8 protein-coding genes are annotated in these 13302 nt (G+C 67.7%); 4 read left to right on the top strand and 4 right to left on the bottom strand.

Annotated features, from left to right (window positions below; translation table 11 throughout):
* Positions 1-13 precede the first annotated feature (13 nt).
* On the bottom strand, positions 14-1042 hold the full coding sequence (locus tag OHZ10_RS02235; RefSeq protein WP_059236436.1) for a transporter: 1029 nt from the start codon (positions 1040-1042) through the stop codon (positions 14-16).
* Positions 1043-1243: 201 nt separating this feature from the next.
* Positions 1244-2224: a phage tail protein gene (locus OHZ10_RS02230; protein WP_342703502.1), complete on the bottom strand. Its 981-nt coding sequence runs from the start codon at positions 2222-2224 to the stop codon at positions 1244-1246.
* 121 nt (positions 2225-2345) lie between these two features.
* Here OHZ10_RS02230 and OHZ10_RS02225 point away from each other — a divergent pair, with 121 nt between their 5' ends.
* The 4 genes from OHZ10_RS02225 to OHZ10_RS02210 all read left to right on the top strand — a co-directional run bounded on the left by OHZ10_RS02225 (position 2346) and on the right by OHZ10_RS02210 (position 9381).
* Positions 2346-3191, top strand: a complete 846-nt coding sequence (locus OHZ10_RS02225) for a M15 family metallopeptidase (protein WP_059236440.1) — start codon at positions 2346-2348, stop codon at positions 3189-3191.
* Positions 3192-3492: 301 nt separating this feature from the next.
* On the top strand, positions 3493-7440 hold the full coding sequence (gene tssM / locus OHZ10_RS02220) for a type VI secretion system membrane subunit TssM (RefSeq protein ID WP_059236442.1): 3948 nt from the start codon (positions 3493-3495) through the stop codon (positions 7438-7440).
* The gene (gene tagF / locus OHZ10_RS02215; protein ID WP_059236444.1) at positions 7437-8426 is read left to right on the top strand and encodes a type VI secretion system-associated protein TagF; all 990 of its coding nucleotides are present in this window, start codon (positions 7437-7439) and stop codon (positions 8424-8426) included. Before tssM ends, tagF begins: the two co-directional genes overlap by 4 nt.
* A 4-nt stretch (positions 8427-8430) precedes the next feature.
* Entirely contained in the window at positions 8431-9381 is a 951-nt protein-coding gene (locus tag OHZ10_RS02210; protein ID WP_059236446.1) for an OmpA family protein, read from the top strand.
* Positions 9382-9462: 81 nt separating this feature from the next.
* Here the strand turns inward: OHZ10_RS02210 and tssA are convergent, their stop codons facing one another.
* Positions 9463-10584 (bottom strand): type VI secretion system protein TssA, encoded by a 1122-nt coding sequence (gene tssA / locus OHZ10_RS02205; protein ID WP_059236448.1) that lies wholly within the window; start codon positions 10582-10584, stop codon positions 9463-9465.
* A gap of 43 nt (positions 10585-10627) precedes the next feature.
* Positions 10628-13297, bottom strand: a complete 2670-nt coding sequence (gene tssH, locus OHZ10_RS02200) for a type VI secretion system ATPase TssH (protein WP_342703500.1) — start codon at positions 13295-13297, stop codon at positions 10628-10630.
* Positions 13298-13302 lie beyond the last annotated feature (5 nt).

The raw sequence follows: 13302 nt of genomic DNA, 5'->3' as shown, positions 1-13302 counted from the left end.
TGCGGCGCTTGCGCTAGCGGTCGTTGCGGCGCCGGAACGCCCACCATGCGGCCAGCGCCGTGAAGCCCGCAACGAGCAGCACCATCATCCAGAAGCCGTGCTTGTTCTCCGAGAACGGCACGCCGCCGACGTTCATCCCGAAGAAGCCGGCGACGATGTTGATCGGCAGCGCGATCACGGTCACGAGCGTCAGCGTGAACAGCGTCCGGTTGTTCTGCTCGTCGAGGCGCGAGCCGATCTCTTCCTGCAGCAGCTTGATCCGCTCGTTGAGTCCCGCGAGATCGGCGAGCACCAGCGAGAACTCTTCGGTCGATTCGCGCAGCTCCTGCACGTCTTCCATATGCAGCCACGCGGGCGGCTTCGCGAGCAGCCGGAAGATCGAGCCGGGCTCCGGCGCGAGCATGCGCTGCAGGCGCGTCAGCGTGCGGCGCATCGCGCCGAGTTCGATGCGGCTCGACGTGAGCCGCTGCGACAGGAAGCGATCCTCGATGCGGTCGACGTCGACGCTCGTGCGCCGCATGATCTGGCTCAGCAGGTCGGCCTGGTCGCGCAGCAGGTGCACGAGCAGTTCCGCGGGCGACCGGAACTGCTCGCCGTCGCGCACGCACGCGCGCAGCGTGTCGACCGAGCGCAACGGCTTGAGCCGTGCGGTCACCATGATGCGCCGCTCGACGTGGACGAACAGCGTCGCGATCTCCGACGGCGTCAGCTCGAGGTTGAACATCACGTCGTTGACGATCGCGCGCAACGCGCCGTCTTCCTGCTCGATGCGTGTCGAACGCGAGCCTTCGTGAAGGAATTCGAAGAAGCTGTCGGGCAACCCGAGATGCGTGCGCATCCAGCGCTCGCTCGCGCCGTGCGCGAGATTGAAGTGCAGCCAGACGAAATCGCCCGATGCGCCCGCGCCGTGCTCGCGGCACGTGCGCAGCCACGCGGCGGCCGCGTCGGCATCGAGCATCGCGCCGGATCCGCCCGGAACGAAGCGGAATCCGCACACCATGCCGGACGTATCCGCGCCGTAAGTCTGTACGATCAGGTCCATCGTGTCGAAGGTCGTGCGGCGCGCGCCGCGCATCGCGGGTCGCGAGCCCGCGCCGGGAAAGGAAAGGAGACGTATGCCCGACGGGCGTGACGCACGCGTGACAGTCTCAGGCCGCATCATACCGGCAGCTTCCCTGCCCCCAAAGCAACGCGCCGCCCAACGGGCGGCGCGGACAAGACCGGGCGGCATGCGCAGGACGCGTTACTGCCGCGTCTCCGACTGGGCGGCGCTCGGGCACGCGGGATCCTTGCCCCAGTGGCCGTCGCACACGCGCCAGCGGCACAGCTGATCCTCGAAGAAACCGCGCTCCGAACACTCCTTCACGCGCGCCCCCAGCGAGCCGCCGGTCGCCGCGGCCGCCTTGGTCGGCACGGCCTGCCCCTTCTGGGCGGCGAGTTTCTTGTCGGCCGGCTTCGTGCGCGCGACGAGCGCCGCGAGCAGATCGGCATCCGGATCGTCCTTCCCGCCAGCCTTCGCGGTACGGGCCGGCGTCGCATCGCGACGCTTCTTCGCCTGCGCGAGTTCGGCCTGCTGTTCCTTGTGATGCTTGCGGGCTTCCGCCTTCGCATCGGCCTTCGTGTCGGCCTTGCCGTGCGCGGCGACCTTCGCGCTCTTCGCGGCGTCGGCCTTCGCGGCCTTGGTCGTCGCGGCTGCGGCGGCCGCGGCAGTTGCGGCCGCACCGCCCGTGGCCGCGCCCGACGCGTCATCGGCGCCATTGGCAAGTGCGCGCGACAGGCGGCTGCCGTCCGCGGCAGACGCGGACGAAGCGGATGCGGATGCAACGGACTGGGAGGCTGCATCGTCGTTGACGATCGTGGCCGGTTGCACAGCGGATGTGGCGGACGCGCCATTCTGCGCGACCTGTACGGCCGTATCGCTGGCCGGTGCGGCCTTGGCCGGCGCAGCCGCTGCGGGCGGCGTCACGGCCGCGACGGCGGCGGGTTGCTCGCCCGACGGCTGCTGCATGCGCCATGCGCCCCAGCCGCCGACGGCCACCACCAAAGCAACGACGGCCGCGATCGGCGCCTTCAGCGAACGGCGCGGCGGCTCGGCGGGCGGCGTGACACGTCCTTCCAGATCCGCGAGAATGCGCGACTGCCGAGGTCCTCCCTCGCCTGCCGGTTTAGTATCGGACAGCAGGCTGGGCGGAGTTTTCGAATTTGAATTTTCCGGCGCACTCATTCAGCGTCTCATTGAATCCTGGTTTAATTCACCGCGATAATATAGCCCGGCCTCTCGAAGCAGCCTGATTCTAAGAGCAAGCATTGCAAAACACAATCAATTCCAATTTCCGGGGATTTCTTTGATTGCCGTCGCACTCGTCGCCTATTTCGCCCTTGCCGTCGCGGTTGCGGCACTGTTGCTTTTACCGGGTATCCGCGCGACCGTTTTCGAATCCGTTGCCCAGTTTCACGGCCGTCTTACGCGCCGTGCGAACGATCGCGCCGCCCGGACGCGGAGTCAGATTGTTAAATCGGCAAGCGTTACGCGCGGCGCATTAAGCGATGTGCAAAATTTACTGATTCGGCGGCGCTTGATGATTATGGTATCGGCAGGTATTCTTGCGACGCCGCCATTGGTCGCCATTGCGTTACGCGGCCGGCAATTGTTCCAGTACGACGACACGGCGCGCGTGCCCGACGAGAAAATCGCCGCGCTGCTGCAGGGCGAACAACTCGTGCCGCCCCCGCCGCTGCCGCCGGAAGTCTTCGCCACCAAGGAAGTCGAACAGATCCGTCCGGCGCTGAAGGATGCGAGCCGCGACTGGAACCTGCTGGACCCGGATTTCCGTACGCGTTTGCTGCTGGTCTACAAGATCATGCACGAACAATACGGTTATGAAATGGCGCTGCTGGAAGGTTACCGGAGCCCGGATCGGCAGAACCGGCTGGCGCAGATGGGCAGCAACGTGACCAACGCGGCAGCCTTCCAGAGTTATCACCAATTCGGGCTGGCGGCCGATAACGCATTCCTGCGCGACGGCAAGCTGGTCATTTCCGAGAAAGATCCGTGGGCGATGCGAGGCTATCAGTTGTACGGCCAGGTCGCCGAGCAAGTCGGCCTGACCTGGGGCGGCCGATGGAAAATGATGGATCTCGGGCACGTGGAATACCATAAACCCGGTTTTAAACTGGGACGCGGCAGCTAGCCAGGGCTGCCGGACAGGAAATAATGAGGGCGGCATGGGGCTTTTTAATATCCCGGCAGGAAACGATATGGGCGACGCAGAAACTCGGGCATTCCGGTGCGCGATTTTTTCCGGCCGCCGCTTCCGTTTTAAATCTCACAGCGTCCTTTCATTAATGCGCGCGCCTTCTCCGATGCCGCGGGCGCATTGATGCCAGCCCCCTTCATCCCGTTTGACAGCATGGCGACACATCGCGGCGCCACCCTTGCCGCTCGGCGCGCCTGCGTCGCCTCACCGAATCGCACCGGAACCTGAACGTCCTATGCAACGCATCCTCAACGTGCTGACTCATCCGCGTACGCTCTCGATTGTCGGGATCGTCGCGCTAGCGGCCATTCTCTTCATCGTCGCCGACATGCTGCAGTTGCCGCTCCTGTGGGCGGCAATGGCTTTTGCGGCGATCCTCGCGCTGTGGCTCGTCGTCGCGCTGTGGCGCCGCTGGCGCGTGAAGCGTGCGAACCAGCAGCTCGGCCAGGTACTGGAAGAGCAGGCGGAAACCGGCAAGATCACCGCGCCCGCCGCCGCCGCGCTCGCGCCCGACGCGAAGACGGCCGACCTCGACGTGCTGCGCACGCGCCTGTCGGACGCGGTGAAGACGATCAAGACGTCGAAGATCGGCCAGGTATCGGGCGGCTCCGCGCTGTACGAACTGCCGTGGTACATCGTGATCGGCAACCCGGCGGCGGGCAAGAGCAGCGCCGTGCTCAATTCCGGCCTGCAGTTCCCGTTCGCGGACAAGAACAGCGCCGTGATCCACGGCATCGGCGGCACGCGTAACTGCGACTGGTTCTTCACGACCGAAGGGATCCTGCTCGACACGGCCGGCCGCTACTCGGTGCACGAAGAAGACCGCAGCGAGTGGCTCGGCTTCCTCGGCCTGCTCAAGCGCTATCGTCCGAAGGCGCCGATCAACGGCATCATCGTCACCGCGAGCATCGCCGAACTCACCGGCAACCGCCCCGAGTTCGCGATCAACCTCGCGAAGAACCTCCGCCAGCGCGTTCAGGAGCTGACGGAAAAGCTGGAAGTGTTCGCGCCGGTCTACGTGATGTTCACGAAGGCCGACCTGATCACCGGCTTCACCGAATTCTTCAGCAGCAGCGACAAGCACGAGTACGACCGCGTGTGGGGCGCCACCCTGCCCTACGAGCCCGACGACAAGCGTGACGTCGTCGCGCAATTCGACACGCACTTCGAGGAGCTCTACGAAGGGCTGAAAGAGATCAGCGTCGCGCAGCTGTCGCTGTCGCGCGGCAACCAGCTGTCGCCGGGCCAACTGAGCTTCCCGCTCGAATTCTCGACGATCAAGCCGTCGCTGCGCGCGTTCCTCGCGACGCTGTTCGAGAACAACCCGTTCCAGTACAAGCCGATCTTCCGCGGCTTCTACTTCACCAGCGCGCTGCAGGAAGGCGAAACCAACAGCACGGCCGCGCAGCGCATCGCGCACCGCTTCGGCCTCGACGGGAACGCGCTGCCGAAACCGCACAGCGCATTCTCGAAGAACGGCTTCTTCCTGCGCGACCTGTTCTCGAAGGTGATCTTCGCCGACCGTCAAACGGTGCGCCAGTTCGCGAGCCCGACCAAGACGCGGCTGCGCTACGCGACCTTCTTCGGCTTCGTCGCGGCGCTCGCGATCGCGCTCGGCGGCTGGACCTGGTCGACGATCGGCAACCAGCAGCTCGTCTCGAACGTGCAGGCCGATCTCGACAACGTCACGCGCCTGCAGCAGGGCCGCAACGACCTGCAGTCGCGCCTGCAGGCGATGGACATCCTCGAAGACCGGATCGAACAGCTCGAACAGTTCCGCCGCGACAAGCCGCTGTCGGTATCGCTCGGCCTGTACCAGGGCGACCGTCTCGAGCAGCACCTGCTGACCGAGTACTACAACGGCGTGCGCCAGATCCTGCTGGTCCCCGTGTCGCAAAACCTCGCGTCGTTCATGAAGGACGTGAACGCGCACCCCGAGCAGCTCGTGCCGATGACGCGCCCGCCCGAATCGGGCGCGGTACAGGGCGGCACGCTGCCGGTCTCGACGAACGCGGCAGGCGCCGCGCCGCTGGCCGGCGCCGCGCTGGCCGCGTCCGGCACCACGCCGGCCGCCGCTCCGCAACAGGCTGCCGCACCGCAGGGCGGCCTCTACAGCGATGCATCGCCGACCAACGTGCAGGACGCGTACAACGCGCTGAAGACGTACCTGATGCTGTCCGACAAGCGTCACGTCGAACAGGCGCATCTGACCGACCAGCTCGCCCGCTTCTGGCGCGGCTGGCTCGAGACGAATCGCGGCAACATGCCGCGTGACGAGATGATCAAGAGCGCCGAGCGCATGATCTCGTTCTACCTGTCCCGCGTGAACGACAACGACTGGCCGATGATCGACGCGAACCTCGCGCTCGTCGACCAGACCCGCGAGAACCTGCGCCGCGTCGTGCGCGGCATGCCGGCCCGCCAGCGCGTCTACGAGGAAATCAAGGCACGCGCGTCGACCCGCTTCGCGCCGATGACCATCGCGCGCATCGTCGGCGACGGCAACCAGGGGCTCGTGGCCGGCAGCTACGCGATTCCGGGCACGTTCACGCGCGAAGCGTGGTTCGACTACGTGCAGCCGGCGATCCGCGATGCGGCGACCAAGGAACTGCAGGCGAAGGACTGGGTGCTGAACACGTCGACGCAGGACGACCTGACGCTCGAGGGCAGCCCCGAGCAGATCCAGAAGACGCTCGTCGGCATGTACAAGACCGAGTACGCGCAGCACTGGCAGAAGTTCATGCAGGGCATCGCGGTGCAGGGCTTCAGCAGCTTCGGCCAGGCCGTCGACGGGATGAACCGCCTCGGCGACCCGCAGGATTCGCCGATCCGCAAGATCCTCGAGACTGCGTACGACCAGACGTCGTGGGACAACCCGTCGCTCGCGAACGTGACGATCAAGAAGGCGCAGACCGGCGTCGTGAACTGGGTCAAGCAGCTGTTCTCGCGCTCGCAGGCCGGCCAGGTGGCGGCCGCCAACATCGACATCAACGGCAATCCGGCCGAGGTGCCGATGGGTCCGATCGGCCAGGAGTTCGTCGGGCTCGCGCGGATCGTCGCGACGCATGACGGCACGTCGATGCTCAAGGGCTACATGGATTCGCTGTCGAAGGTCCGCACGCGCTTCAACGTGATCAAGAACCAGGGCGACCCGGGCCCGGGCGCGCGCCAGCTGATGCAGCAGACGCTCGACGGCAACGGTTCGGAACTCGCCGATTCGCTGAAGCTCGTCGACGAGCAGATGCTGACGGGCCTCACCGATTCGCAACGCAAGTCGCTGCGTCCGCTGCTCGTGCGGCCGCTGATGCAGGCGTTCGCGGTCGTGATCCAGCCGGCCAGCACCGAAGTCAACAAGGTGTGGAACGCGCAGGTCTACCAGCCGTTCCAGAACTCGCTCGCGACGAAGTACCCGTTCGCGGCCAGCGCGAAGGTCGAGGCCGGCGCCGGCGAGATCGCGCAGGTGTTCGGTCCGGACGGCTCGATCGCGAAGTTCGTCGGCACGACGCTCGGGCCGCTCGCGGTGCGCCGCGGCGACACGCTCGCCGCCCGCACGTGGGGCGACATGGGCATCGGGCTCACGCCGGACTTCACGAACGGCTTCGCGCGCTGGGTCGCCCCGCTCGCGGGCGGTGCCGCCGGCAGCGCGGCCGCGTCGTCCGAGCCGCAGACCGTGTTCCAGATCCTGCCGCAGCCGAGCACGGGCACGACGGAATACACGATCGCGATCGACGGCCAGCAACTGCGCTACCGCAACACGCCGCCGCAGTGGACCAACTTCGTGTGGCCGAACCCGCAGGGCTCGCCGGGCGCGACGCTGTCCGCGACGACCTTCGACGGCCGCACGGTGCAGCTCGTCAACGAGCCGGGCCGCTACGGTCTCGAGAAGCTGATCAACTCGGCGCAACGCAAGCGCCGTCCGGACGGCACCTTCGACCTGACGTGGGTACAAGGCAGCGTGAACGTGTCGGTGACGATGCGCATCATCAGCACGTCGCAGCCGTCGGGCGGTGGCGGTGACCAGCCGCAGCAGCAAAGCCTGCGCGGCCTGCAACTGCCGTCGTCGGTCGCCGACGCGAGCGCGGGCGCCGCGCAGAACGCGACCCAGTCCGCCGGCACGGGCGCGCCGGCCGCAGCGCCGGCCGTCGCGGCCGCCAACGCAACGAATGCACAGGGGGCGCAATGACGCAAACCGTACAGGCGCAGATCGCCTACTTCGGCAAGATTCCGTCGCGCGGCGACTTCGTGAAGAGCGCGCACAATCCGCAGCTGCTGCAGACGCTCGATCGCTGGATTGCGCAGGCGCTCGAGCTGCTTGCGGAAGATCCGCGCTGGAAGATCGTCTACGAGGATGCGAAGCCGATGCATTTCGCGTTCCTCGGCTCGCGCAGCAAGCTCGCGATCGCGGGCCACATGGTCGCGAGCCACGACGTGTCGATGCGCCGTTTCCCGTTCCTCGGCGCAACCGCGCTCGAGGTCGACCGGCCACTCGCGTTCCTCGCGCGCAGCCCGCTCGCGTTCGCGCGGCTGTGGTCGCGCGTCGCCACGCAGATCCCGCCGCTGCTCGGCAAGGACGAGCCGCCCGGCGCGCTGCAGGCGCTCGGCGACACGCAGGTGCCGATCGACGTCGGCGGCCCCGGCACATCGCATGACGGCACCTTCAACGATTTCATCGAACACCAGTCGCTGTACGGCCTGCAGGAGATGCTGCTCGAAAGCGGTCATCCGGTGCGGCTGCGCGGCGCGATGCTCGCGCTCGGCTCGCTGCTGCGGCCGGTGATGCAGAGCGGCTCGTCGCACATCGAACGCGGCCTGACGCTGCCGCTGCCGGTCGATCCGTTCTACCGCAGCCTCGTCGCCGCGTTCTGGCTCGAACTGATCGCGCCGTTCGTCGCGCAGGCCGACTTCGAGCTCGCGATCTTCATCGGCACGATCGCCGAACGCGAACGGCTCGTCATCGGCTTCAACGGCGCGTCGGCGAAGACGCTGCTGAGCGTCGTCGACCCGCAGACCTACGCCGCCCACAACATCGACATCGACGATCCCGAGTGGATCGACGCCCATGCGCAAAACGATCACCAGATCAGCAAGCTCGTCAGCTACCTCGACCAACCGCAACTCTCGCTGCGCGTCGCCATCGACGCGTTCCGCGAAGCGTTCATCGGAGGCTGACGGGATGCATCGCACGATTCACGTCCGGCGCGCACGCTTTTCGGCCGCCGTCTCGCCCGCCCTCGCCGCCCTGTTCGCCGCCGGCCTCGTCGCAAGCGGCGCGGCCTTCGCACAAAACACCGGCGCGACCGTCACGCCGGTCGGCAACGGCACGGTCGCGACGACCACGCTGCCGCAGGCGAACCCGAACGCCGGCGCCGCGTCCGGCGCGGTGGTGCACGGCACGGCCGGCACGATCACGCCGCCGCCCGCGAACGCGACACCCGGCCAGGTGGTGGCCGGCGGCAAGGTACCCGACGAGGCGACCAAGGCCGCCGTGCTGCAGAAGCTGCGCGATACCTACGGCGCGGCCAACGTCGTCGACCAGATCGAGGTGGGCGACGTCGCGACGCCGCCGAACTGGAGCGCGAACGTGCAGAAGCTGCTCGGCGCGCAGCTCAAGCAGATCAGCAAGGGCCAGTTGAAGATCAACGGCACGCAGATCGAGGTGAAGGGCGAGGTACACAACGAGGCGCAACGCCAGCAGCTCGCGAGCGACATGGCGAACACGCTGAACCCGACGTACACGATCAAGAACGGGCTGCGCGTGTCGGCGTCCGAGCAGGGGGTGCTCGACCAGACGCTCGCGAACCGGACGATCGAGTTCGAGACCGGCAGCGCGACGCTGACGCCGCAGGGCCGGCTGATCCTCGACCAGATGGCGGCCGCGCTCGCGAAGATGCAGAACCGCACGGTCGACATCATCGGTCACACCGACAACTCGGGGAACCGGACATCGAACATCGCGCTGAGCCAGGCGCGCGCGGACGCGGTGAAGGGCTACCTGATCACGAAGAGCATTCAGCCGCAGCAGATGACGACGACGGGCGTCGGGCCGGATCAACCGATCGCGCCGAACGATACGGCCGACGGGCGGGCCCGGAACCGGCGGATCGAATTCCGCGTGGGGCAGTAACGGCGGACCGGCCGGCCGCTCCGTGGCGGCGCGGCGCGGCGCACGACGGGCGGCGGCAGCAATGCGCCGCCCGTCGTGCGTTTACGACTGCTCGTCGGGGCGCACGCCCAGCAGCTCGCGAATATGCGACAGCGAGCCGTCGTCCTTCACGACGCTCTCGAGCCACTTGTGCAGCGGCATGTCGGCCCATTCGGCCGCCTTGTCGGCGAGATACGCGACCGGGCTGTGCGGCTCGGTCTGGCGGAAATAGCGCGCCACCGCCCGCAGCTGGTCGACGGCCTGCGCACGGTTCTGGATGCCGGCGATCATCTGCGTCACCGGCGGACGCGAAGCGGTCTGCTGCTGCACGTGAGTCTCCTCGGTCTGGACCGGATGGCCGAATACCGGCTCGATACGCTCGGGTTGCGCCTGCTGCGCTGCCTGCGTGTGGGGCGCGCTGCCCGTATAGCCCTGCTCGCGCGCAAAGCGCTCGGCGAGCCGGTAGACGGTCTCGAACGCGTCGCGCGCCTGCCGGAAGCTCGGCGCCGAATCGCCCGCGCGCTCGACGAGTCGCTCCTCGAACGCATCGAGCGCGAATTCGAACGCTTTCAGGTTCGCCAGCAGCGCCGTGTAGAACGCGATCGGCGTCACGCGCCGCGACGCGTCGATCTGCTCGATCGACGGCTTGCCGCGCGCGATGTCGTCCGCGTGTTCGGGGTCGCGCTTGATCGACTGCGCGACGTGCTGCGCCACTTCCCAGTCGAGCGTGCTGAACGCGTTCGACGCGCCGTCCGTCATCGGCACCGCGCGCAGCAGCTCGGCCGTGCGGCCGGACAGCCACGCGACGTTGCCGAGCCGGTGCTCGGTGTCATCGTCTTCGGGCAGCGGGTGGACGGTGTCCCAGAACTCCCGGCACAGGCCCTCGAGCAGCGCATAGCCTTCGGTGAGACCGGTGATGCCGTCCTCCAGCGCGAGCGCCTCGGTCAGCCACACGGCGAGCCGCAGGTCCTTCGTGCGCGTGCGCAGCAGCTCACCCGCATGGTCGACGACGAAGCCCCAGTCGGCCTCCTTGATCTCGGTCACCCATTCGCCCTGGTCGAGCGTCGGGTCGTCGTAGCGCCGCGCGTCCTGGATCGCGTCGAATTCGTTCGAAAACAGCAGGTCGCCGCCGCTGGGCGACGCATCGCTGATCGGCGTCAGCAGCTCGGGGAGATTGATCGGCATGGTTCGGTCAGTTCATCAATGCTTGGGCGTTGCGCGGCCGCGCTCATTCGACGGTGTACGTGAATTCGCCGGCCTCGTCCGCGCGCACCGCGATGCGCGCGATGGCCGCGCCGTCGGCGATCCGGCCGAGCACGTGGCCCGCGATCTCCGGCAGCAGCGTGCCGTTCAGGATATGGTCGACGTTGCGGGCCCCCGAGTCGACCTCGGTGCAGCGCGCGAGCACCGCCTCGACGAGCGACTCGTCCCATTCGAACGCGGCCTTGTGGTTCGCCTCGATCCGGCGGCGGATGCGTTCGAGCTTCAGCTCGATGATCTCGACCAGCACGTCGTCGGAAATCGGATAGTACGGCACGACCTTCATCCGGCCGAGGAACGCGGGCTTGAAGGTCTTGTACAGCTGCGGTCGCAGCGTCTCGGCGAGTGCGTCCGGGTCGGGCAGCTCCTCGGCCGGCTTGTTCAGGCAGGCCTGCATCACCGCGGCCGATCCGACGTTCGACGTCAGGATGATCAGCGTATTGCGGAAGTCGATCTCGCGCCCTTCCGCATCGTCCATCGCGCCCTTGTCGAACACCTGGAAGAACATCTCGAGCACGTCCGGGTGCGCCTTCTCGACCTCGTCGAGCAGCACGACGGAATACGGATTGCGGCGCACGGCCTCGGTCAGCACGCCGCCCTCGCCATAGCCGACATAGCCCGGCGGCGAGCCCTTCAGGCCCGACACGCTGTGCGCTTCCTGATACTCGCTCATGTTGATCGTGACCATCTTGCGCTCGCCGCCGTACAGGACGTCGGCCAGCGCCAGTGCCGTCTCGGTCTTGCCGACACCCGACGGCCCCACGAACATGAACACGCCGCGCGGCTTGTTCGGATCCTCGAGGTTCGCGGTGGCCGTGCGCACGCGCTGCGCGATCGCGTCGAGCGCATGGTCCTGGCCGATCACGCGCGCGGTGAGCAGCGGCTGCAGGTTCAGCACGGTGTCGATCTCGTCCTTCACCATCCGGCCGAGCGGAATGCCCGTCCACGCGGCGACGATCTCGGCGACGACGTGGCCGTCGACCTGCAGCGGCACCATCGGCTCGCCGCCCTGCAGCGCATGCAGCGCTGCGACGCGCTCCGCGAGCGTGTCGCGGGTCGCCTGCACGTCGACCGGCTGGCCGTCTTCCGACGTGCCGCGCGCCTTGTCGAGCGTGTCGCGCAGTCCGGCGATCTCGGCGACGATCACGCGCTCCGCCTCGTAGCGCGCTTCGTCCTTCGCGAGTTGTTCAAGGGCCGTATCGCGCGCGCCGCGCAATTCGCCGAGCCGCTCGTCGTGCGGCGCGCCGCCCGCCGCCTCGCGCTCCAGCGATGCGATTTCCGCGTCGATCCGCTCGATGCGCTTCTTCGTGTCGTCGATCGCCGCCGGCGTCGCGCTGTGCGCGAGCGCGACTTTCGCGCACGCGGTGTCGAGCACGCTGATCGCCTTGTCCGGCAGCTGGCGGCCGCTGATGTAGCGGTGCGACAGGCGCACGGCCTCGGTGATCGCATCGTCGAGGATCCGCACGTTGAAGTGCTTCTCCATCAGGCCCGACATCCCGCGCAGCATCGCGGCCGCGAGCGGCTCGCTCGGCTCCTCGACCTTCACGACCTGGAAGCGGCGCGCGAGCGCCGCATCCTTCTCGAAATACTTCTTGTATTCGCTCCACGTCGTCGCAGCGATCGTGCGCAGCTCGCCGCGTGCGAGCGCCGGCTTCAGCAGGTTCGCCGCGTCGTTCTGGCCGGCCTGGCCGCCCGCGCCGATGATCGTGTGCGCCTCGTCGATGAACAGGATGATCGGATGCGCGCTCTTCTTCACCTCGTCGATCACGCTCTTCAGGCGGTTCTCGAACTCGCCCTTCACGCTCGCGCCGGCCTGCAGCAGCCCCATGTCGAGTACATGCAGCGCGACGCCGCGCAGCGGGGGCGGCACGTCGTCGGCCGCGATCCGCAGCGCGAGCCCTTCGACGACCGCCGTTTTGCCGACGCCGGCCTCGCCGGTCATGATCGGGTTGTTCTGGCGGCGGCGCATCAGGATGTCGATCGCCTGGCGGATCTCGGCTTCGCGGCCGATCACCGGATCGATCTTGCCGTCGCGCGCGCGCTGCGTGAGATTGGTCGTGTACGTGTCGAGCGCGGGCGTCTTCGACGGGCCGGCGGCCGGTGCCATGCCATCGGCGGCCGGCGCGACGTCGCTGCCCTCGTCGTCCGCCTGACGCGGCTCGGCTTCGCTCGAGCCGGCCATGATCTCGTCGAACTTGTGCTTCAGGTCCGTCACGTTCATTTCCGCGAACTGCGACGACATCCGTTGCGCGAACTGCGCGAGATCGGGCGCGGTCAGCAGCGCGAGCAGCAGGTGGCCGGAGCGAATTCGGCCGAGCTGCGAGTCGAGCGAAGCGATCAGCCACGCCTGTTCGAACAGCGCGATCAGATGCACGGAGAACACCGGCGTGCGCGTGTTGCCCGTCTTCAGGCGCGTGAGTTCGCGCTCCAGATCGGCGCGCAGCGCGTGCGGATCGACGCGGCTCGCGCGCAATGCGAGCGGCAGGTCGCCCGTCGCTTCCTCGAGCAACGCGAGGAACAGGTGCTCCAGATCGACCTCGTAATGGCCGCGCGCCAGGCACGCGCTCGCCGCACGCTCGGTCGCGTGGCGGCACAGCGGGTTCAGTTTCGTGATCAGGGTCTTCAGAGGCGTGCTCATGGCGT

This window comes from Burkholderia arboris (genome assembly GCF_038723655.1).
Lineage (GTDB): Bacteria > Pseudomonadota > Gammaproteobacteria > Burkholderiales > Burkholderiaceae > Burkholderia > Burkholderia arboris.
Note: the sequence above shows the minus strand (reverse complement) of the source record. Positions and strands in the feature narration are given on the sequence as shown.

Excerpts from the sequence above, each read along its gene's own strand:
- OHZ10_RS02210 (WP_059236446.1), top strand. The coding sequence starts at position 8,431 with ATGCATCGCACGATTCACGTCCGGCGCGCACGCTTTTCGGCCGCCGTC.
- tagF (WP_059236444.1), top strand. The coding sequence starts at position 7,437 with ATGACGCAAACCGTACAGGCGCAGATCGCCTACTTCGGCAAGATTCCG.
- OHZ10_RS02230 (WP_342703502.1), bottom strand. The coding sequence starts at position 2,224 with ATGAGTGCGCCGGAAAATTCAAATTCGAAAACTCCGCCCAGCCTGCTG.
- OHZ10_RS02235 (WP_059236436.1), bottom strand. The coding sequence starts at position 1,042 with ATGGACCTGATCGTACAGACTTACGGCGCGGATACGTCCGGCATGGTG.
- tssA (WP_059236448.1), bottom strand. The coding sequence starts at position 10,584 with ATGCCGATCAATCTCCCCGAGCTGCTGACGCCGATCAGCGATGCGTCG.
- tssM (WP_059236442.1), top strand. The coding sequence starts at position 3,493 with ATGCAACGCATCCTCAACGTGCTGACTCATCCGCGTACGCTCTCGATT.
- tssH (WP_342703500.1), bottom strand. The coding sequence starts at position 13,297 with ATGAGCACGCCTCTGAAGACCCTGATCACGAAACTGAACCCGCTGTGC.